The sequence below is a fragment of the Kitasatospora sp. NPDC002965 genome (assembly GCF_040611255.1).
Classification (GTDB): Bacteria; Actinomycetota; Actinomycetes; order Streptomycetales; family Streptomycetaceae; genus Kitasatospora.
In genome coordinates this window covers 23,502-42,287 of record NZ_JBEXNT010000082.1, presented here as the reverse complement: position 1 = coordinate 42,287, position 18,786 = coordinate 23,502, and the positions used below count along the sequence as shown (strand labels likewise).

Below are 18,786 nucleotides of genomic sequence, written 5' to 3'. Positions count from 1 at the left end.
CGCCCGGTTACATTCCGAACCCGGAAGCTAAGCCTCACAGCGCCGATGGTACTGCAGGGGGGACCCTGTGGGAGAGTAGGACGCCGCCGAACAATTCTTATGGAGAAGCCCCCGCCGGGGAACCGGGCGGGGGCTTTTCTGTTGTAAGGTCAACGTGCGAAGTTGCCACACATGACAGGAGGCCCCCGGGTGGAGGTCCAGGAGACGCGGGTCCAGACCGATCGCGTCCTCACCATCCCCAACCTGCTGAGCATGGGCCGGCTGGTCGGTGTTCCGCTCTTTCTCTGGCTGATCCTCTGGCCGGTGTTCGACGGGCCGAACAACGACGGCTGGGCATTGCTGATTCTGATGCTCAGCGGTATCAGTGATTACCTGGACGGGAAACTCGCCCGCCGGTGGGGGCAGATCAGCCGCGTGGGGCAGCTGCTGGATCCGCTGGCGGACCGGCTCTACGTGCTCTCCACGCTCCTCGGCCTGACCTGGCGTGAGATCCTGCCGTGGTGGCTGACGGCGATCCTGATTGCGCGTGAGCTGTTTATCGCCGCGCTCCTTCCCCTTCTCAACCGGCACGGCTACGGGCCGTTGCAGGTGAGTTTCCTGGGGAAAGCCGCGACCTTCAATCTGATGTACGCGTTTCCGCTTCTGCTGCTCGGCGCCGGGGACAGCTGGATCGCCCGGCCGGCCGAGATCGTGAGCTGGGCCTTCATCTGGTGGGGGACCGCCCTGTACTGGTGGGCCGGCATTCTCTACGCCGTCCAGGCGCGCCAGATCATCCGGGGCAGCTCGGCCTCCTCCGCGTCCACTGTCTGAGACGCGATCCCGGGACGGGATCTGAGAGAAGTCCCACGGCGACACGGTGCGTCGGACGATATCTTCCGGGTAGACCCCCTCTGGAACGGTTTGATGGACCTGCAGGGTCCACACCGCGAAGGAGGACGCACCCGTAATGAAAGCCGTTGTAATGGCGGGGGGCGAAGGCACCCGACTCCGCCCGATGACCTCCAGCATGCCGAAGCCGCTGCTTCCCGTGGTCAACAGGCCGATCATGGAGCACGTGCTGCGGCTGCTGAAGCGGCACGGCCTCTCCGACACCGTCGTGACCGTCCAGTTCCTGGCCTCACTGGTCAAGAACTACTTCGGTGACGGCGAAGAGTTGGGCATGAATCTCACCTATGCCAACGAGGAGACGCCACTGGGCACTGCGGGGAGTGTCAAGAACGCCGAGGACGCCCTGAAGGACGACTCCTTTCTGGTGATCTCCGGTGACGCACTGACCGACTTCGACCTCTCTGAATTGATCGCGTTTCACCGTAGTAAGAACGCACTGGTCACCGTCTGTCTCACCAGGGTGCCGAATCCACTGGAGTTCGGTATCACGATCACCGATGACGAGGGGCGCGTGGAGCGCTTCCTGGAGAAGCCGACCTGGGGGCAGGTCTTCTCGGACACGGTGAACACCGGTATCTACGTCATGGAACCCGAGGTCTTCGACTACGTCGCGGCGGGTGAGTCCGTCGACTGGTCGAGTGACGTGTTCCCGCAGCTGCTGAAGGAGGGCAAGCGGGTCTACGGGTACGTCGCCGAGGGCTACTGGGAGGACGTGGGCACCCACGAGAGCTATGGCAAGGCCCAGGCGGACGTCCTGGAGGGCAAGGTCGACGTCGAGATCGACGGGTTCGAGATCTCTCCCGGGGTCTGGGTCGCCGAGGGCGCCGAGGTCGACCCGGAGGCGGTGCTCCGCGGGCCGCTGTACATCGGGGACTACGCCAAGGTCGAGGCCGGCGTGGAGATCCGCGAACACACCGTGCTCGGCAGCAACGTGGTCGTGAAGCGCGGGGCGTTCCTGCACCGGTCGGTCATCCACGACAACGTCTACGTGGGGCCGCAGAGCAATCTGCGGGGCTGTGTGGTCGGCAAGAACACCGATGTCATGCGGGCCGCGCGGATCGAGGACGGCGCGGTGATCGGGGACGAGTGCCTGATCGGCGAGGAGTCGATCATCGCGGCCAACGTCCGGGTCTACCCGTTCAAGACCATCGAGGCCGGCGCGGTCGTCAACACCTCGGTGATCTGGGAGTCCCGCGGGCAGGAGCACCTGTTCGGGCTGCGGGGTGTCTCCGGGATCCTGAACGTCGAGATCACCCCCGAGCTGGCCGTACGGCTCGCCGGCGCGTACGCGACGACGCTGAAGAAGGGCGCGACCGTCACCATCGCGCGTGACCACTCGCGAGGTGCGCGCGCCCTGAAGCGGGCGATGATCTCCGGGTTGCAGACCAGCGCGATCGACGTCCGCGACCTGGAGAACGTGCCGATGCCGGTGGCCCGGCAGCACACGGCCCGGGGCAGTGCCGGCGGGATCTTCCTGCGGACCACGCCCGGGGTGCCGGACTCGCTGGACATCCTCTTCTTCGACGAGCGCGGGGCCGATCTCTCGCAGGCCGGGCAGCGCAAGCTCGACCGGGTCTACGCGCGCCAGGAGTACCGCCGGGCCTTCCCCGGCGAGATCGGGGACCTCACCTTCCCGTCCAGCGTCTTCGACTCCTACGCGGGCAACCTGCTGCGGGCCGTCGACACCACCGGGGTGCGCGAGGCCGGTCTGAAGGTCGTCGTGGACACCGCGCACGGCAGCGCCGGGCTCGTCCTGCCGAGCATCCTCGGTCGGCTCGGGGTCGAGGCGCTCAGTGTCTCCAGCGGGCTGGACGAGTCCCGGCCCACCGAGGACGCCGAGGAGCGGCGCGCCGGGCTCGCCCGGCTGGGCGAGCTGGTGGCGTCGTCCCGGGCCGCCTTCGGGGTCCGCTTCGACCCGGTGGGCGAGCGAGTGGCCTTCGTGGACGAGCTGGGCCGGGTCATCGACGACGACCGGGCGCTGCTGGTCCTGCTGGACCTGGTCGCGGCCGAGCGGCGGAGCGGTCAGGTGGCGCTGCCGGTGACCACGACGCGGATCGCCGAGCAGGTCGCGGCGTACCACGGCACGCAGGTCACCTGGACCACGACCACGCCGGACGACCTGGCGAAGGCGGCAGCCGCCGAGGGCACGGTGTTCGGCGGGGACGGGCGCGGCGGCTTCGTCGTGCCGGAGTTCAGCGGTGTGCTGGACGGCGCCGCGGCGTTCGTCCGGCTGGTCGGGCTGGTCGCCCGGACCCAGCTCACGCTGAGCCAGATCGACGCGCGGATCCCGCAGGCGCACATCCGCCGCCGGGACATCGCGACGCCGTGGGCGGCGAAGGGCATGGTCATGCGTTCGGTGGTGGAGGCGGCCGGCAGCCGGCAGCTGGACACCACGGACGGTGTCCGGGTCGTCGAGGCGGACGGGCGGTGGACGCTGGTGCTGCCGGACCCGGCCGAGGCGGTCACCCACCTGTGGGCCGAGGGCCCGGACGACGAGGCGACCGAGGCGCTGCTGGACGAATGGGCGGCGGTGGTCGACGGGGCCGGGAGGTGACGGCCGGAGCCCGGTGACGGGTCGGCGGCGGGGCGGGCGGCTGGTGCCGCACCGCCCCGCTGTCCGTTTCGAGTGGTTGGTGGCGGTCGGTCCGTTTTGATATGTATGCAGGTCAGGGGTTGTGCACGGGGCCCTCGTCGGTCGTGGGACGATGGTCCGCATGTCAGCGACGCCGACGCCGAGTGCCAGCAGTGGACGGTACAACCGTCCGGATGCCTCGATGTCCCTGCTGACCAATGTGATGGACCACAGCCTCGACGAGGGGTACGCCGAGGCGGCTGCGGCACGGGGCGGCGACGGTCCGTACCGGATACCCGGTACGGCGCGGGGGCTCCTCACGCTGGGGGCCGGGCTGGCCCTGGTGGGCGCGGTCCTCACGGTCGGGGCCGTGAACGCGCACGAGGCCGAGCCGACGCTCGCCAAGGAGCGCGACGCCCTGATCCACCGGATCAACGACTCCAACGGTTCGGCGGACCAGCTCCAGAAGCAGGTCCAGGAACTGCGGCGCAGGGTCGACAGCACCCAGCAGCAGGCACTCGCTCCGGGGGAGGTCGACCCGGCCGTCCTGGCCGGCGCGGTCGGCCTGGCCGAGGTGACCGGGCCCGGCGTCAAGCTGGTGCTGGAGGACGCGACCGGTACGGGCGCAGGCGGCAACGTCGACCCGCGGAGCGGGCAGGGCTTCTCGAACAGCGGACGGCTGCGGGACCGTGACCTGCAACTGGTGGTGAACGGGCTCTGGTCCTCCGGCGCGGAGGCCGTCGCGATCAACGGGCAGCGGCTCACCGCGCTCTCCGCGATCCGCGCGGCCGGTGAGGCCGTACTGGTGGACAACCGGCCGCTGGTCCCGCCGTACACCGTGCAGGCGCTGGGGAACGGGCCCAAGCTGGTGGGCGCCTTCGAGAGCGCGATGGCGGGCCAGTACCTGCGGCTGTTGCAGGAGAAGTACGGCATCAAGTCGACCATCTCCGCACAGAAGAGCCTGACCCTGCCCGCGGCCGTGGGAGTCACCCTGCGGACCGCCCAACCTGCGCTCCCCGAGCCCTCTCCCACCGCGAGTCCGCCCGCCTCCGGGGAGGCGTCGCCGTCCGCGGGGCCCTCCGGATCGGCCTCACCGTCGACGGGCGGCACCGCGAGTCCGTCCGGCACCACCTCGCCGTCCGCGAAGCCGACCGGGCAGGCCTCGGGGAAGCGCTCGCCGAGCCCCTCGGCCAAGACCACGACCGGCCGTCCGCCCACCGCGACCACCGGGTCGCCCTCCGCAGCGACAGGAGCAGCTAGACCGTGATTGCCGTACTGGGTCTCGTGATCGGGGTCGTCGTCGGACTCTTCGTCCAGCCCGAGGTACCGGACGCCGTCGTGCCGTACCTGCCGATCGCGGTGGTGGCGGCGCTGGACGCGGTGTTCGGCGGCGTCCGCGCGATGCTGGACGGGATCTTCAACGACAAGGTCTTCATCGTGTCGTTCCTGTCGAACGTGGTGGTGGCGGCGCTGATCGTCTTCCTCGGGGACCAGCTGGGCGTGGGCTCGCAGCTCTCCACGGGCGTCGTCGTCGTCCTCGGAATCCGCATCTTCTCCAACGCCGCTGCGATCAGGCGCCATGTCTTCCGCGCCTGAGCCGGGCCGCGAGCGGGCGGCGGAGAAGAAAGCGGACGGATCTGCGGGAGAAGTTGTGCGCGAGGGCGGTGGCGAGGAACGCGAGCCGGTACCGGTCGAGCCGGTGGACGGGAAGCGGCAGGAGAAGCTCGGGCAGGGGTCCGGGGACCGGCCGGTGAGGCGGCCCGACGGGCCGGCGATCGCGCCGGAGCCCGAGGAACGGCCCGGGCAGCCCGCGGACGCGGTGGCGGAGGAGCGGGAGGCGCGGGGGGAGTCGGCCGAAGAACCTCGGCCCGACGGGAGGCCGGAGGGCGCTGCCGTCGACGGGGCCGGGGACGAGCCCGCGCCCGGGGCCCCGGCGGAGCCCGGAGCGGAGCCTGCGGAGGGGGTCTCGGAGCCTGCTCCGGCGAGCGCCCCCGAGGTGACGCCTGCGCCCGCGCGTGCGCTGCCGCCGGTGGCGGCAGCGGAACCGGTACGGCGGCCGGAGCCGCGGCCCGAGCCCGCAGCGAAGTCGATCCCGCAGCCCCAGGCCCAAACCCAGTCGCAGCTACAGCCGGCGGGGCCGGACGCCGAGTCCGTCGCGCCGCCACCGCCGTCCCCGCCGCCACCGGTACCGGAACCGGAGCCCGCGCCGGCCCTCCTGCCTGCCACCGCGCCCGCCCCCGAACCCGAGTCCGGGCCGGCCGGGGACGACCGGGCCGCGGGGCGGCGACGGCTGAAGGCCGCGGTCTGGCCGCCGAGGCTGTCGCGCGGCCAGCTGGTGGTGGCGGTGCTGCTGTTCTCGCTCGGACTGGCGCTGGCGATCCAGGTGCGTTCCACCAACGACCACCACAGTCAGCTGCGTGGCGCGCGCCAGGAAGACCTTGTTCGCATCCTCGACGAACTGGACGGCCGTCAGCAGCGTCTCCAGCAGGAGAAAGCGGAGCTCGAGCAGTCCCTGGCGAAGTTGGAGAACAGCTCCAACCAGGCCAAGGAAGCCCAGGAACAGACCAGGAAGAAGGTGACGGAGCTCGGCGTTCTGGCCGGGACCGTCCGAGCCACTGGTCCGGGGATCGTACTGACGGTCGATGATCCCCAAGGGCAGGTGAAGGCAGATATGCTGCTGGACACCCTGCAGGAACTCCGAGCGGCGGGGGCGGAGGCGATTCAGATCAACGATGTGCGTGTGGTGGTCAACACCTACTTCACGGACGTGTCCGGCGGCGGCGTGCAGATCGACGGCAAGAAGGTCTCGGCGCCCTACCGGTTCACCGTCGTGGGGAATCCGCAGGACCTCACACCCGCGTTGAACATTCCGGGGGGTGTGGTCCGTACCTTGGAGAACAACCAGGCACGCGCGACCATCTCCCAACAGCAGAAGGTGGTCGTCGACGCACTCGTCGACCCGAAGACCCCGCAGTACGCCAAACCGGCTCCGAAGTGAGCACCGCAGTCGGAGTTCCGCTCCAGCCGGCCCGATCCACGACCGGGCCCGCAACCTGTCCGAGGTCCTCACCCTGCCCCGCGGGCGGGTCTGTCACACGCAAGGGGATTCGCCCGTGAGTTTCTTCTCTAAGTTGTTCGGTCGTAACAAGGGCCGCGACGCGGCCGCCGTCGAGGCGCCGACCGCGCGCCACCGCCGGGACGACGAACCCGCCGTGCCGGGCATGCGTCCCGCCCCCGAGGGCGCGGAGTACGCCGAGCGCCCGCTGTTCCGGGACGGCGCCCAGTACGCCGGGAATCAGGCGGGCTACGGCGCGTCGGTTGACCCCTCCGGCGCCCCGCGCATAGGTTTCCCGTCAGGACCCTCAACCTCTGGTGGAGGGTTTGCACCGGACCCGTACGCCGGGCACAACCCGTCGGGTGTGCCGCGCCAGGAGGCTGTGAACATGGCTGGCCCCACTCCGTGCCCCAGGTGCGGCAACCAGAACCCGGCCGCGGCCCGCTTCTGTTCCAACTGCGGTTCGGCGCTGCGCGGTGGTCTGCTGCCCGAGGGGTCGGCGGAGACCACGTCGACGATCTCGATCTCCGGCCTGGAGTCGTACGACCCGAACACCACGACCGGGACCGGCACGCCGGCCCTCTCGGCCGAGGTGTTGGCGGCCATCGACGCGCTGCCCCCGGGTTCGGCCCTGCTGATCGTCCAGCGAGGCCCGAACTCCGGCAGCCGGTTCCTGCTGGACTCGGACAAGACCACGGCCGGCCGCCACCCGCAGGGCGACATCTTCCTGGACGACGTCACCGTCTCCCGCAAGCACGTGGAGTTCCGCCGGACGCCCGGTGGCGGCTTCACCGTCGCCGACGTCGGCAGCCTCAACGGCACCTACGTCAACCGGGAGCGGATCGACGAGGTGTCGCTGAACAACGGCGACGAGGTGCAGATCGGGAAGTACCGGCTGGTCTTCTTCGCCAGCCACAACCGGGGGTACTGAAACCAACGTCGGCAGGAGCCCGAGTGAGCACGAATACCCCTTCTTCTCCTCTCGGGGCGGCCACCCCCGCGCCGTTCGGCCACACGCCGGACAAGGGCTCGCGCGGGGTGGTCGCGGCCCCCAGGCAGCCGGTCCGGTCGGACCGGCCCGGCGGGGGCGGCCGGCGCCGCGGCGGCGACGAGCTGCTGAGCATCGGTGCGGTGCTGGCCTTCCTGCGTGACGACTTCCCCGAGGTCACCATCTCCAAGATCAGGTTCCTGGAGGCGGAGGGCCTGGTCGAGCCCCAGCGCACGCCTTCGGGGTACCGGAAGTTCAGCCCGGCCGACGTCGAGCGGCTGGCCCACGTGCTGCGGATGCAGCGCGACCACTACCTGCCGCTGCGGGTGATCCGCGACCACCTCGACGCGATCGAGCGCGGCGAGACCCCGCCGGCGCTGCCCGGCCCCTCCGACAGCCGCCCGGGGCCGGTGGAGGAGGCGGACCGCGAGCTGACCGCCGCGGCCGAGGCCTCCGCCGGGGTCCGCCTGGGTCGGGCCGAGCTGCTGGCCGCCGCCGAGGCGGGCGAGCGCGAACTGGCCGAGTGGGAGTCCTACGGGCTGATCGCGCCAGGGCCGGACGGCGGGTACGACGGCGAGGCGCTCCAGGTGGCCCGCCTGGTCGCCGAACTGGGCCGGTTCGGTCTGGAACCGCGCCACCTGCGGGCCATGAAGGCCGCCGCCGACCGGGAGATCGCCCTGGTCGAGCAGGTGGTGGCGCCGTTGCGGCGGCACCGGAACCCCCAGACCAGGGCGCACGCCGAGGCCACCGCGCGCGAGCTGGCGACCCTCTCCGTCCGGCTGCACGCGGCCATGGTCCAGGCCGGTCTGCGGGCCTGGACCTGACCCGCGCCACCGCGCTGACCAGCGCCGTCGGCGCTGCGCTTTCATATCCGGGTCGGGAGCCATAGGGTTGCTCGTGTGAATGAGCTCGACGTCGTGGGTGTCCGGGTGGAGATGCCTTCCAACCAGCCGATCGTGCTGCTCCGCGAGGTCGGGGGCGATCGGTACCTGCCCATCTGGATCGGCCCCGGCGAGGCGACCGCGATCGCCTTCGCCCAGCAGGGCATGACGCCGGTGCGCCCGCTGACGCACGACCTCTTCAAGGACGTGCTGGAGGCTCTGGGCCAGCAGCTCACCGAGGTCCGGATCACCGACCTGCGCGAGGGCGTCTTCTACGCCGAGCTCGTCTTCACCGGCGGCGTCGAGGTCAGCGCCCGCCCGTCCGACGCGATAGCGCTGGCGCTGCGGACCGGGACGCCGATCTACGGGAGCGAGGAGGTGCTCGCCGAGGCGGGCATCGCGATCCCGGACGAGCAGGAGGACGAGGTCGAGAAGTTCCGCGAGTTCCTCGACCAGGTGTCGCCCGAGGACTTCGGCGGCAGCGGCCCGCAGTAGGGCGTGCGGCCGGTCAGTGGGCCGGCGGGCCGTGTGTGTCCGGCCGTTTTGCCAAACCGCGTCCACCTACCCACACTAGGGGCACGAAAAACCACTCTCCTGAGTGATGTGGTCTGCCCGCCACGGCGTGGCGATCGTTGACGGGCCATAGGGGACTGCCTACCGTCAGGAGGGGCTGCCCGGGTGTCCGATGCCCGTGGTCTGGGTTGCCCGCAGCACGAGTGGACGGAGGTAGGCATGACCGGCACCGGCGAGGAATTGGCCGTGGGAGGCCTGTGCACCGTGCACATGCCGCGCACCGCCCGCAACGTGACCGAGCTGCCCCGGCCGGAACTGCCCCGGGTGGGCCGGTTCCCGGCGGTCCAGCCCGGCCAGCCGGCCCTGGAGCGACTCGGGCCCACGTCCGAACTGATCGGTTACCGCGGTCCGACGGCCTGCGCCGCGGCCGGGATCACCTACCGCCAGCTGGACTACTGGGCCCGTACGGGCCTGCTGGCCCCGAGCGTCCGGTCGACCTTCCCGGCGACCGGCCAACGGCTCTACAGCTTCCGCGACATCCTGCTGTTGAAGATCGTCAAGCGGCTGCTCGACGCGGGCGTCTCGTTGCAGAACATCCGGGTCGCGGTCGCCCACCTGCAGTCCGTCGAGGTCTGTGACCTGACCGGACTGACGTTGATGTGCGACGGCGCGACGGTGTACGAGTGCACCACCCCGCAGCAGGTCGTGGACCTGCTGAAGAGCGGCCAGGGGGTCTTCGGGATCGCCGTCGGCGCGGTATGGCAGGAGCTGGAACGCACCCTCGGGCGGCTGCACGCGGAGCGGACCGACACCGGGGAGACGGTGGCCGGGCACGACCCTGCGGACGAGCTGGCGCAGCGCCGCAACAGGGCTGTCTGAACAGGCATCTGACGAGGCCGCGGGCCCGGACGGGGAACCGTCCGGGCCCGCGGTTTCGTCGTGGCCGGTGAACCGACAGAGGGAGGGCACGTGCGCTTCGGTTCCGGAATCCCCGGCCTGGTGATGCGGCGGGCGGTGCGGCTCGGCGTCCGGTTGCGGCGCAGGCGGGCGCAGCGCCGGCTGTTCCAGCTGGTGACGGTCTGCTGCTCGCTGGCGCTGGCGCCGAGCGCCTGGCTCTGGTTCTCGGCGGGGGAGCGGGTGGGCACCGTGGCGACGGCGCCGCAGGCGCCGGTGGCGGTGGTGTTCGGCGCCGGGCTGTTCGACGGCAGGCCCTCGCCCTACCTGGCGCACCGGCTGGACGCGGCGGTCGAGCTGTTCGAACGGCGGAAGGTCCAGGCGATCCTGGTGACCGGGGACAACGGCCGGGAGAGCTACGACGAGACCGAGGCGATGCGGCGGTACCTGATCGAGCACGGGGTGCCGGACGTCCGGGTGGTCGGCGACTACGCGGGGTTCGACACCTGGGACTCCTGCACGCGCGCGCACCGGATCTTCGGGGTGGAGCGGGCGGTGCTGGTCAGTCAGGACTTCCACGTGCGGCGGGCGCTGGCACTCTGCCGGGCGGCCGGCATCGAGTCGTACGCGGTGGGCGTGCCGGAGGCGCGGGACCTCACCTGGCTGTACGGCGGGCTGCGGGAGATCCCGGGGGCGGGGAAGGCGGCGCTGAACGCCTGGCTGCGGCCGGACCCGCTCTTCCTCGGGCCCCGCGAGCCGGGCCTGCCGAAGGCGCTGGCTGACGCGGGGGCCGGTCCGGTGCGCGGGTAGGGCCCGCCACCGGGGGGAGACGGCCGGGTTCGACCGTGCTGTCGGACCCGTGCGGCATGATCGGCGGGTGCGGTCACTGCCGAGCATCATCCACCTCGACATGGACGCCTTCTTCGCGGCGGTGGAGCAGGCGGCCAAGCCGAGCCTGCGCGGGAAGCCCGTGGTCGTCGGCGGGCTCGGCGGGCGGGGGGTGGTGTCCACGGCGTCCTACGAGGCGCGGAAGTTCGGGGTGCACTCGGCGATGCCGATGGCGCAGGCCCGTCGGCTCTGTCCGAACGCGGCCTTCCTGGCCGGTCGCTTCGAGGCCTACCGGCCGGTGAGCGAGCTGGTGATGGGGCTGCTGCGGGAGCTGTCCCCGCTGGTGCAGCCGCTCAGCCTGGACGAGGCCTTCGTCGACCTGGAGGCGGGTCCCTACGGTCCGCTGCTGGCGGAGGCGGAGCACCGGACGGGCGAGCGGCTGGTGCTGGCGCTGGCGGAGGACCTCCGCGCGGACATCCGGCGGCGGACCGGGCTGACGGCCTCGGTGGGCGCGGCCGGGTCCAAGCTGATGGCCAAGATCGCCTCCGAGCAGGCCAAACCGGACGGGCTGGTGATGATCGAGCCCGGCCAGGAGCGCGCGGTGCTCGGGCCGATGCCGGTCCGCGCACTGCCGGGGATCGGTCCGGCCACCGAGCAGGTGCTGCGCCGGTCGGGGCTGAACACGGTGGCCGATCTCGCCGAAGCGGGGGAGAACGAGCTGGTCCAGCTGCTGGGGAAGGCCCACGGGGCCGGCGTGTACCAGATGTCGACGGGGCTCGACGACCGGCCGGTGGTGGCCGACCAGGACGCCAAGTCGGTCTCGGTGGAGGACACCTACGAGGTGGACCTGGCCGACCGGGAGCGGATACTGCGCGAGGTGGGGGCACTGGCGGCGCGGTGCGTGCGGCGGCTGCGGGGTGCCGGGCGGTCGGGGCGGACGGTGGTGTTGAAGGTGCGGCGGTTCGACTTCTCGACGCTGACCCGCTCCGAGACGCTGCGCGGGCCGACGGACGACGAGACGGTGATCACCGAGACGGCGCGCCGGCTGGCCTCGCAGGTGGACATCACGGGTGGGGTGCGGTTGCTGGGCGTCGGAGTGTCGCAACTGGCCGACTACACGCAGGAGGACCTGTTCGCGCAGGCCGTCCGGGAGGAGGCGGAGGCTGCCGGGCACGAGGCCGGTGCGGACGAGGAGGCGGAGGCCGACCGTGCGGAGGCGACGCCGGCCGTGCGGCGCTGGCTGCCCGGGCAGGACGTCCACCACGCCGAGTTCGGGCCGGGGTGGGTGCAGGGCAGCGGGGTGGGGCGGGTGACGGTGCGGTTCGAGACGCCGTGGAGCGGGCCGGGGCGGGTGCGGACCTTCGCGGTGGAGGATCCGGCGCTGGAGCCGGCCCCGCCGCTGCCGCTGGGCGGGAGCGAGCCGGGCCCGGAGCGCGATGGCCCGGGGAGTGGAGGCCCGGGGAGTGGCGCGGACGGTGGTGGTGCGTCCGGCCGGGCGGGGACCGAGGGCTGAGGGGCGGGGCCGGGGGACGGGGACGGCGCTGCCGGGCCGGGACATGAAGCGGCCCCACCCGGCAGGGGGGCCGGGTGGGGCCACATGCGGTTCCGGGCCACGGACGGTCGCGATGCCCTCGGCGACCGTCCGGGTCCCGGTCCCCGCGCCCTGTCCCTGAGCGCGGGGTCGGACGCCTCGTCAGGCGTCGGTCTTCACCGGCCGGGGGCCGGAGGTCAGGTCCGCGACCTCGTTGCCGTGCACCACGGTGGTGGTGGGCTTGACGGTGCGGATCAGGAACGGGACGGCGCCGGCGATCACGCAGACCACGGCGGCGGTCCAGAACGCGTGCTGGTAGGCGTCCAGGGTGGGCAGCGTGACCGGGATCGGCAGCTTCATGGTGTCGCCGGTGAGGATGGCGGCCATGACGGCGGTGCCGATCGCGCCGCCGACGGTGCGCAGCACGGCGTTCATGCCGTTGGCGATGCCGCTCTGCTCGACCGGGACGGCGCCGTTGATGTAGGCCGGCATCGCCGAGAACGCGAGGCCGATACCGAGGCCGAAGATCGCCGAGGAGAGGTAGATGTCCGCCTCGTGGCTGTGCCGGACGGCCAGGTAGGCCATCGCGACGGCGCCGAGGACACCGCCGAGGACCAGCGGCAGGCGCGGCCCGCGGCGGGCGATCAGCACGGCGCCGAGCGGGGCGGCGACCATCGAGCCGAGGGCGGACGGCAGCAGCATCACACCGGCGTGCAGCACGGTGGCGGTGAAGCCGTAGTGGGCGAGCTTCTCCGGGGTCTGGGCGAAGTTGCTGATCACCATGAACGAGCCGTACATGCCGAAGCCGATCAGCAGGCCGGCCAGGTTGGTGAAGGCGACGGCCGGGCGGGACATCATCGTCATGTCGACCAGCGGGTGCTTGACCTTGACCTCGATGACGCCCCAGATCAGGGCGACCACGGCGGCCACGGCGAACAGTCCGAGCGTCCGGGTCGAGGTCCAGCCCCAGGTGTTGCCCTGGCTGACCGCGACCAGCAGGGCGGAGAGCCAGCCGGCCAGGGTGATCGCACCGAGCGGGTCGGCGCCGCCCTCCTTGTCCGTGACCGGGTCGGTGGGCACCCGGACGGCGACCAGGGCGATCGCGAGCAGGCCGAAGAAGAGGCCCATCCAGAAGATGGACTTGTAGCTCCAGTGCTCCAGGAGCAGACCGGTGGCGACCAGGCCGAGGCCGCTGCCGACACCCATCGAGGCGCTGATGGCGGCGACGCCGCCGGTCACCTTCTGCTTGGGGAGCTCGTCGCGGACGATGCTGATCGCCAGCGGGAGCACGCCACCGCCGGCGCCCTGGAGGACGCGGGCGAGGACCAGCCAGGTGAAGGAGTGGGTGGTGACGGCGAGCGCGGAGCCCGCGGCCAGACCGGCCAGCGAGATCAGCAGCATCGGCTTGCGGCCGCGCAGGTCGCCGAAGCGGCCGAGGAGGGGGGTGAGCACGGCGGCGGAGAGCAGGTTGGCCGTCATCAGCCAGGTGATGCTGGAACCGGAGACGTTCAGTTCTTTGGCGAGCGAGGGCAGGATCGGGACGACCGCGGTCTGCACCACGCTGAACGACAGCATCGCCAGGATGAGGGCCGGCAGGACCCGGGCGCTGCTCTGCTTCTCGGCCGCGACGGTGGGCTGTGGTGCCTCACTCACGGTTGCTTCCTCCCGTACATAGTGAATGAACTGAAGTAACCATGCAGGGAGATACTTCAGAGTGTCAAATATCCATTGGTTAAGCCTTGGCAAAGTCGAAGGGTTTGCGCCGTGGAACGCCGCTGGGCCCCGGCCGGGTCGGCCGGGGCCCAGCGGGCTCGGGTGTCAGACCAGGGGCCTGAGCGGGAGTGGGCGGGCCGGCTCGTCGGGGGCGGGGGAGACGGGCCCGGGCGACGGGGCGGACGCGGCGGAGGCGGAGACCGGGGGGTTCGAGGCCGTCCCGGTGGTGTCGTGGACCTCGACGTGCTCGCGCCGCAGCTCGTCGCGGATCACCTCCTCGGTGGTGTACCGCTCCACCACCAGACGGACCCGCTCGATCGGCGCGAGGTACTTGCGGATCACCGGGCGCTCCTCGCGCAGGGTGACCTCCTCCACCGCCTCGGCGATGTCCTTCTCGCTGAGCGCGGCCCGCTCGGCCTCGCCGACCGGCATCCGCTCGACCCGGACCCGTTCGCGGACCACCGGGACCCGGCGCTCGACCGGCTCGCTGGTCACGTACTTGCGCAGCTTGGCCGTGCCCACGACGTGCCACTCGGTCGTGACGTCCAGCCGCTCCTCGCGGCAGGTGATCTCCACCGGGCCGCCGGGCGTGGACGCGACCGCACCGTCGGCGGAGCGCGAGGTGCCGGTGGCGGACGGCGTGGCCTGCGCGGGCGAGGGTTGCGAGGCCGCCGGCGGGGTGCCGTTGGCCGGGGCGGGCTGCGCGGACTGCGGGCGCGGCTCGGCGGCCGGGGCGGTCGCCGCGGCGGAAGCCGGCGGCGCCGCCGCGGGCGTGGGGGTGGCGAGGGTCCGCACGTTGGCCTCCGTGACGGGGTCGGCCGGCTTGCCGGAACCGGCTGCCGGAGTGGTGGTGGCCGCGGCGGCGGCCGTGTGGAAGGTGAGCGACTTGGCCGGGGCGGCGGCGGACGGCGTGGCCGACTGGCTCCGCGCGGCCGCTGCGGCGCCCGCCGTTCCGGCGACGCCCGCGAGGGGCGTGCCGTTCGAGGCGGTGGTGCCGGGGGTGCCGTTCGACGAGGGCGTGTCGGCAGGGGTGCCGTTCGACGCCGTCGTGCCGAAGTCGAGGTCGGCCGGCTCGGAACCCGAGCCGGGGCCGTCGCCCGCCGACGGCTGCCCGTCCAGCGTCGTGTCCAGCCCGTAGTAGCGGTAGAGCTGGAGCTCCTGCGCCGGCGACAGGTGCTGGCCCACGCCGAAGTCCGGCGACTCCTTCACCAGCGACTTGTCGTACGGCACCCGCAGCTCGTCGCCGGAGAACTCGCTCGTGGTCAGGGGGACGAAGGCGTCCCGGCCGAAGATGCCGGTCCGGACGGCGGCCCACTCGGGCCGGCCGGTCGCGTCGTCCAGGTACACCTCGTCGACGGTGCCGATCTTGTCTCCGTTGCGGTCGACCGCCTTGTGGCCGATGAGGTCCCGGGGGTCGATATCGGTCTGCACTCTTTCCTCCAGTGCGCTCGTCCTGCGGCTCCCGCAGGACGGCGGCCGGCCCGCCCGTCCTGTCCGCCACTTCACACCAAAAGCCATGAACCGGACGTCCGCGACCGGGACGGGGCCGGACGGGCCGGGCCGTCGTCCGTCCGGGTCACGGCCCAACGGGCCGAGTGACCTGACGCACCCGTGATCGGGCGGCCTCCCGCTGGTACCCTGGGCGCGACCGCCGAGCCCGCTCGGGAGAGTCCCCGACAGTCGAAACCGCTGGTCGGGGCGCCGAAGGAGCAACTCCTCCCCGGAATCTCTCAGGCATCCGTACCGTGTGGGCTAGGTCACTCTGGAAAGCAGGGCAGGACCGTCGGCGAGGGAGCCGTCGGACCCCACCCTCACCGACGGTGCAAGCCGGCGGGGCGCCCACCGTGCCCCCGCGCGGGTGAAGCTCTCAGGTCCCGATGACAGAGGGGGAGGCCTGTCGGGTTCGTCCGCCCAGGCCGCTCCGCTGTTCTCCGCAGCGGCGAAGCCGTCCGGCGTGCGCACCCCCGCCGGTCCGTGACCAGGAGGCCTCGACCACCATGAACGCCCAGCCGAACTCGGGACGCCCCACCACCCCCGCGACCCTCACCGAGCTCGAACAGGCCAGCCCCTTCGAGAACCGCCACATCGGCCCCGACGCCGCAGCGCAGGAGAAGATGCTGGCCCAGGTCGGGTACGGCTCGCTGGACGAGCTGGCCACGGCCGCCGTCCCCGAGGCGATCCGCTCCATCACCGCGCTCGACCTGCCCGCAGGCCGCAGCGAGGCGCAGGTCCTCGCCGAGCTGCGCGAACTGGCCGACCGCAACCAGGTGCTCCAGCCGATGATCGGCCTGGGCTACTACGGCACCTTCACGCCGCCGGTGATCCTGCGCAACGTGCTGGAGAACCCGGCCTGGTACACCGCCTACACCCCGTACCAGCCGGAGATCTCGCAGGGCCGGCTGGAGGCGCTGCTCAACTTCCAGACCATCGTCTCCGACCTGACCGGCCTGCCCACCTCCGGTTCCTCCCTGCTGGACGAGGGCACCGCGGCCGCCGAGGCGATGGCGCTCGCCCGCCGCGTCACCAAGGTCAAGGGCGGTGTCTTCCTGGTCGACGCCGAGACGCTTCCGCAGACCACCGCGGTCATCAACACCCGTGCCGTGCCGACCGGCGTCGAGGTCGTCGTCGCCGACCTGTCCGAGGGCATCCCGGCCGAGATCGCCGAGCGCGGCGTCTTCGGCGTGCTGCTCCAGTACCCCGGCGCCACCGGTGTCGTCCGCGACCTCACCCCCCTGATCGAGCAGGCCCACGGCCTCGGCGCGATCGTCGCCGTCGCCGCCGACCTGCTGGCGCTCACCCTGCTCAAGTCCCCGGGCGCGCTCGGCGCCGACATCGCCTGCGGCACCTCGCAGCGGTTCGGCGTGCCGATGGGCTTCGGCGGCCCGCACGCCGGCTACCTCTCGGTGCGTGCCGAGTACGCGCGCTCGCTGCCCGGCCGCCTGGTCGGCGTCTCCGTCGACGTCGACGGCAACCGCGCCTACCGCCTGGCGCTGCAGACCCGTGAGCAGCACATCCGCCGCGAGAAGGCCACCAGCAACATCTGCACCGCCCAGGTGCTGCTCGCCGTCATGGCCTCGATGTACGCGGTCTACCACGGTCCGGACGGCCTGGCCGACATCGCCCGCCGCACCCACCGCTACGCCGCCGCGCTGGCCGAGGGCCTGACGGCCGGCGGCGTCGAGCTGCTGCACGGCGAGTTCTTCGACACCGTCACCGCGGTCGTCCCCGGCCGCGCCGCGGAGATCGCCGCCGCCGCCCGCGCCAACGGCGTCAACGTCTACCAGGACGGCGAGGACCGGATCTCGGCCTCCACCGACGAGACCACCACCCGCGAGCACCTGGCGGCGGTCTGGGCCGCGTTCGGCGTCGAGGGCGTCGAGGTGGCGGAGGGCGCCGACGCGCTGCCCGCCGCCCTGCTGCGCGAGGACGAGTACCTGACCCACCCGGTCTTCCACAGCCACCGCTCGGAGACCGCCATGCTGCGCTACCTGCGCCGCCTGTCGGACCGTGACTACGCGCTGGACCGGGGCATGATCCCGCTGGGCTCCTGCACCATGAAGCTCAACGCGACCACCGAGATGGAGCCGGTGACCTGGCCGGAGTTCGGCCAGCTGCACCCGTTCGCGCCGGTCGACCAGGCCGCGGGCTTCCTCACCCTGATCCGCCAGCTGGAGCAGCAGCTGGTCGAGGTGACCGGCTACGACGCCGTCTCCATCCAGCCGAACGCCGGCTCCCAGGGCGAGCTGGCCGGCCTGCTGGCCGTCCGCGCCTACCACCACGCCAACGGCGACACCCAGCGTGACGTCTGCCTGATCCCGTCCTCCGCGCACGGCACCAACGCCGCCTCCGCGGTGATGGCCGGCATGCGGGTGGTCGTCGTCAAGACCCTGGTCGACGGCGACGTGGACGTGGCCGACCTCAAGGCCAAGATCGAGCAGCACCGCGACAGCCTCGCCGTGCTGATGGTCACCTACCCGTCGACCCACGGCGTGTACGAGACCGAGATCACCGACATCTGCGCGGCCGTGCACGACGCCGGTGGCCAGGTGTACGTCGACGGGGCCAACCTGAACGCCCTGGTCGGCCTGGCCAAGCCGGGCAAGTTCGGCGCGGACGTCTCGCACCTGAACCTGCACAAGACCTTCTGCATCCCGCACGGCGGCGGCGGCCCGGGCGTCGGCCCGGTGGCGGTCCGCGCGCACCTCGCGCCGTACCTGCCGAACCACCCGCTCCAGGAGGAGGCCGGCCCGGCCACCGGTGTCGGCCCGATCTCGGCGGCGCCGTGGGGTTCGGCGGCGATCCTGCCGATCTCCTGGGCGTACGTCCGGCTGATGGGCGGCGAGGGCCTCAAGCGCGCCACCCAGGTCGCGGTGCTGAACGCCAACTACATCGCCAAGCGGCTGGCCCCGCACTTCCCGGTGCTCTACACCGGCCCCGGCGGTCTGGTGGCGCACGAGTGCATCATCGACCTGCGCCCGCTCACCAAGGAGACCGGCGTGACGGTGGACGACATCGCCAAGCGCCTGATCGACTACGGCTTCCACGCGCCGACCATGTCCTTCCCGGTGGCCGGCACGCTGATGATCGAGCCGACCGAGTCCGAGGACCTGCACGAGATCGACCGCTTCTGCGACGCGATGATCGAGATCCGCGCCGAGGTCGAGAAGGTCGGTTCGGGCGAGTGGGCCGCGGAGGACAACCCGCTGCGCAACGCCCCGCACACCGCCGCCACGCTGGTGGGCGAGTGGACGCACGGCTACTCGCGGCAGGAGGCGGTCTTCCCGGCGGGCGTGAACCCGGCGGACAAGTACTGGCCGCCGGTCAGCCGGATCGACGGCGCGTACGGCGACCGCAACCTGGTCTGCTCCTGCCCGCCGCTGGACGAGTACGGCGTCTGACGCAGGACCGGTACGGCCGGCCCGC

Annotated in this window: 13 protein-coding genes, 1 rRNA gene, 1 pseudogene and 1 riboswitch; of the genes and pseudogenes, 13 read left to right on the top strand and 2 right to left on the bottom strand. The window is 72.1% G+C overall.

The window, feature by feature from the left end:
• From rrf to ABZY91_RS27175, 12 genes and pseudogenes are all read left to right on the top strand, one after another.
• Positions 1-92 (top strand): 5S ribosomal RNA (rrf, locus tag ABZY91_RS27230); the annotation flags it as partial.
• A 97-nt stretch (positions 93-189) separates the two neighbouring features.
• Positions 190-810: a CDP-alcohol phosphatidyltransferase family protein gene (locus ABZY91_RS27225; protein WP_329877966.1), complete on the top strand. Its 621-nt coding sequence runs from the start codon at positions 190-192 to the stop codon at positions 808-810.
• Positions 811-946: 136 nt separating this feature from the next.
• Positions 947-3,442, top strand: a complete 2,496-nt coding sequence (locus ABZY91_RS27220) for a mannose-1-phosphate guanyltransferase (RefSeq protein WP_329877964.1) — start codon at positions 947-949, stop codon at positions 3,440-3,442.
• Between the two features lie 160 nt (positions 3,443-3,602).
• Positions 3,603-4,469, top strand: a pseudogene (locus ABZY91_RS27215) (DUF881 domain-containing protein); the annotation flags it as partial.
• Between the two features lie 254 nt (positions 4,470-4,723).
• Entirely contained in the window at positions 4,724-5,056 is a 333-nt protein-coding gene (locus tag ABZY91_RS27210) for a small basic family protein (protein WP_030062488.1), read from the top strand.
• A gap of 400 nt (positions 5,057-5,456) precedes the next feature.
• A complete protein-coding gene (locus ABZY91_RS27205) occupies positions 5,457-6,458 on the top strand; it encodes a DUF881 domain-containing protein (protein WP_355405632.1) in 1,002 nt (333 codons plus the stop codon).
• A gap of 115 nt (positions 6,459-6,573) precedes the next feature.
• Positions 6,574-7,446, top strand: coding sequence for an FHA domain-containing protein (locus ABZY91_RS27200; RefSeq protein WP_329877945.1), 873 nt, complete (start codon positions 6,574-6,576; stop codon positions 7,444-7,446).
• Positions 7,447-7,628: 182 nt separating this feature from the next.
• On the top strand, positions 7,629-8,327 hold the full coding sequence (locus tag ABZY91_RS27195) for a MerR family transcriptional regulator (RefSeq protein ID WP_329877974.1): 699 nt from the start codon (positions 7,629-7,631) through the stop codon (positions 8,325-8,327).
• 75 nt (positions 8,328-8,402) lie between these two features.
• Positions 8,403-8,879, top strand: a complete 477-nt coding sequence (locus ABZY91_RS27190; RefSeq protein WP_063350203.1) for a bifunctional nuclease family protein — start codon at positions 8,403-8,405, stop codon at positions 8,877-8,879.
• Between the two features lie 237 nt (positions 8,880-9,116).
• Positions 9,117-9,776 (top strand): MerR family transcriptional regulator, encoded by a 660-nt coding sequence (locus ABZY91_RS27185; protein WP_329877941.1) that lies wholly within the window; start codon positions 9,117-9,119, stop codon positions 9,774-9,776.
• A gap of 123 nt (positions 9,777-9,899) precedes the next feature.
• Complete coding sequence (locus ABZY91_RS27180) at positions 9,900-10,601, top strand: ElyC/SanA/YdcF family protein (protein ID WP_329877972.1); 702 nt, start codon at positions 9,900-9,902, stop codon at positions 10,599-10,601.
• Between the two features lie 67 nt (positions 10,602-10,668).
• Positions 10,669-12,132 (top strand): DNA polymerase IV, encoded by a 1,464-nt coding sequence (locus ABZY91_RS27175; protein WP_355405631.1) that lies wholly within the window; start codon positions 10,669-10,671, stop codon positions 12,130-12,132.
• A 180-nt stretch (positions 12,133-12,312) separates the two neighbouring features.
• Here ABZY91_RS27175 and ABZY91_RS27170 read toward each other — a convergent pair whose 3' ends face one another.
• Together ABZY91_RS27170 and ABZY91_RS27165 are read right to left on the bottom strand one after the other, a co-directional pair.
• A complete protein-coding gene (locus ABZY91_RS27170; protein ID WP_329877937.1) occupies positions 12,313-13,803 on the bottom strand; it encodes an MFS transporter in 1,491 nt (496 codons plus the stop codon).
• Between the two features lie 165 nt (positions 13,804-13,968).
• Positions 13,969-15,294 (bottom strand): DUF2382 domain-containing protein, encoded by a 1,326-nt coding sequence (locus tag ABZY91_RS27165; protein ID WP_355405630.1) that lies wholly within the window; start codon positions 15,292-15,294, stop codon positions 13,969-13,971.
• 221 nt (positions 15,295-15,515) lie between these two features.
• Positions 15,516-15,619, top strand: a riboswitch (glycine riboswitch).
• 241 nt (positions 15,620-15,860) lie between these two features.
• On the opposite strand from ABZY91_RS27165, the gene gcvP reads away from it, so the two are divergent.
• Positions 15,861-18,761, top strand: coding sequence for an aminomethyl-transferring glycine dehydrogenase (gene gcvP / locus ABZY91_RS27160; protein WP_355405629.1), 2,901 nt, complete (start codon positions 15,861-15,863; stop codon positions 18,759-18,761).
• The last annotated feature ends 25 nt before the right edge of the window (positions 18,762-18,786 follow it).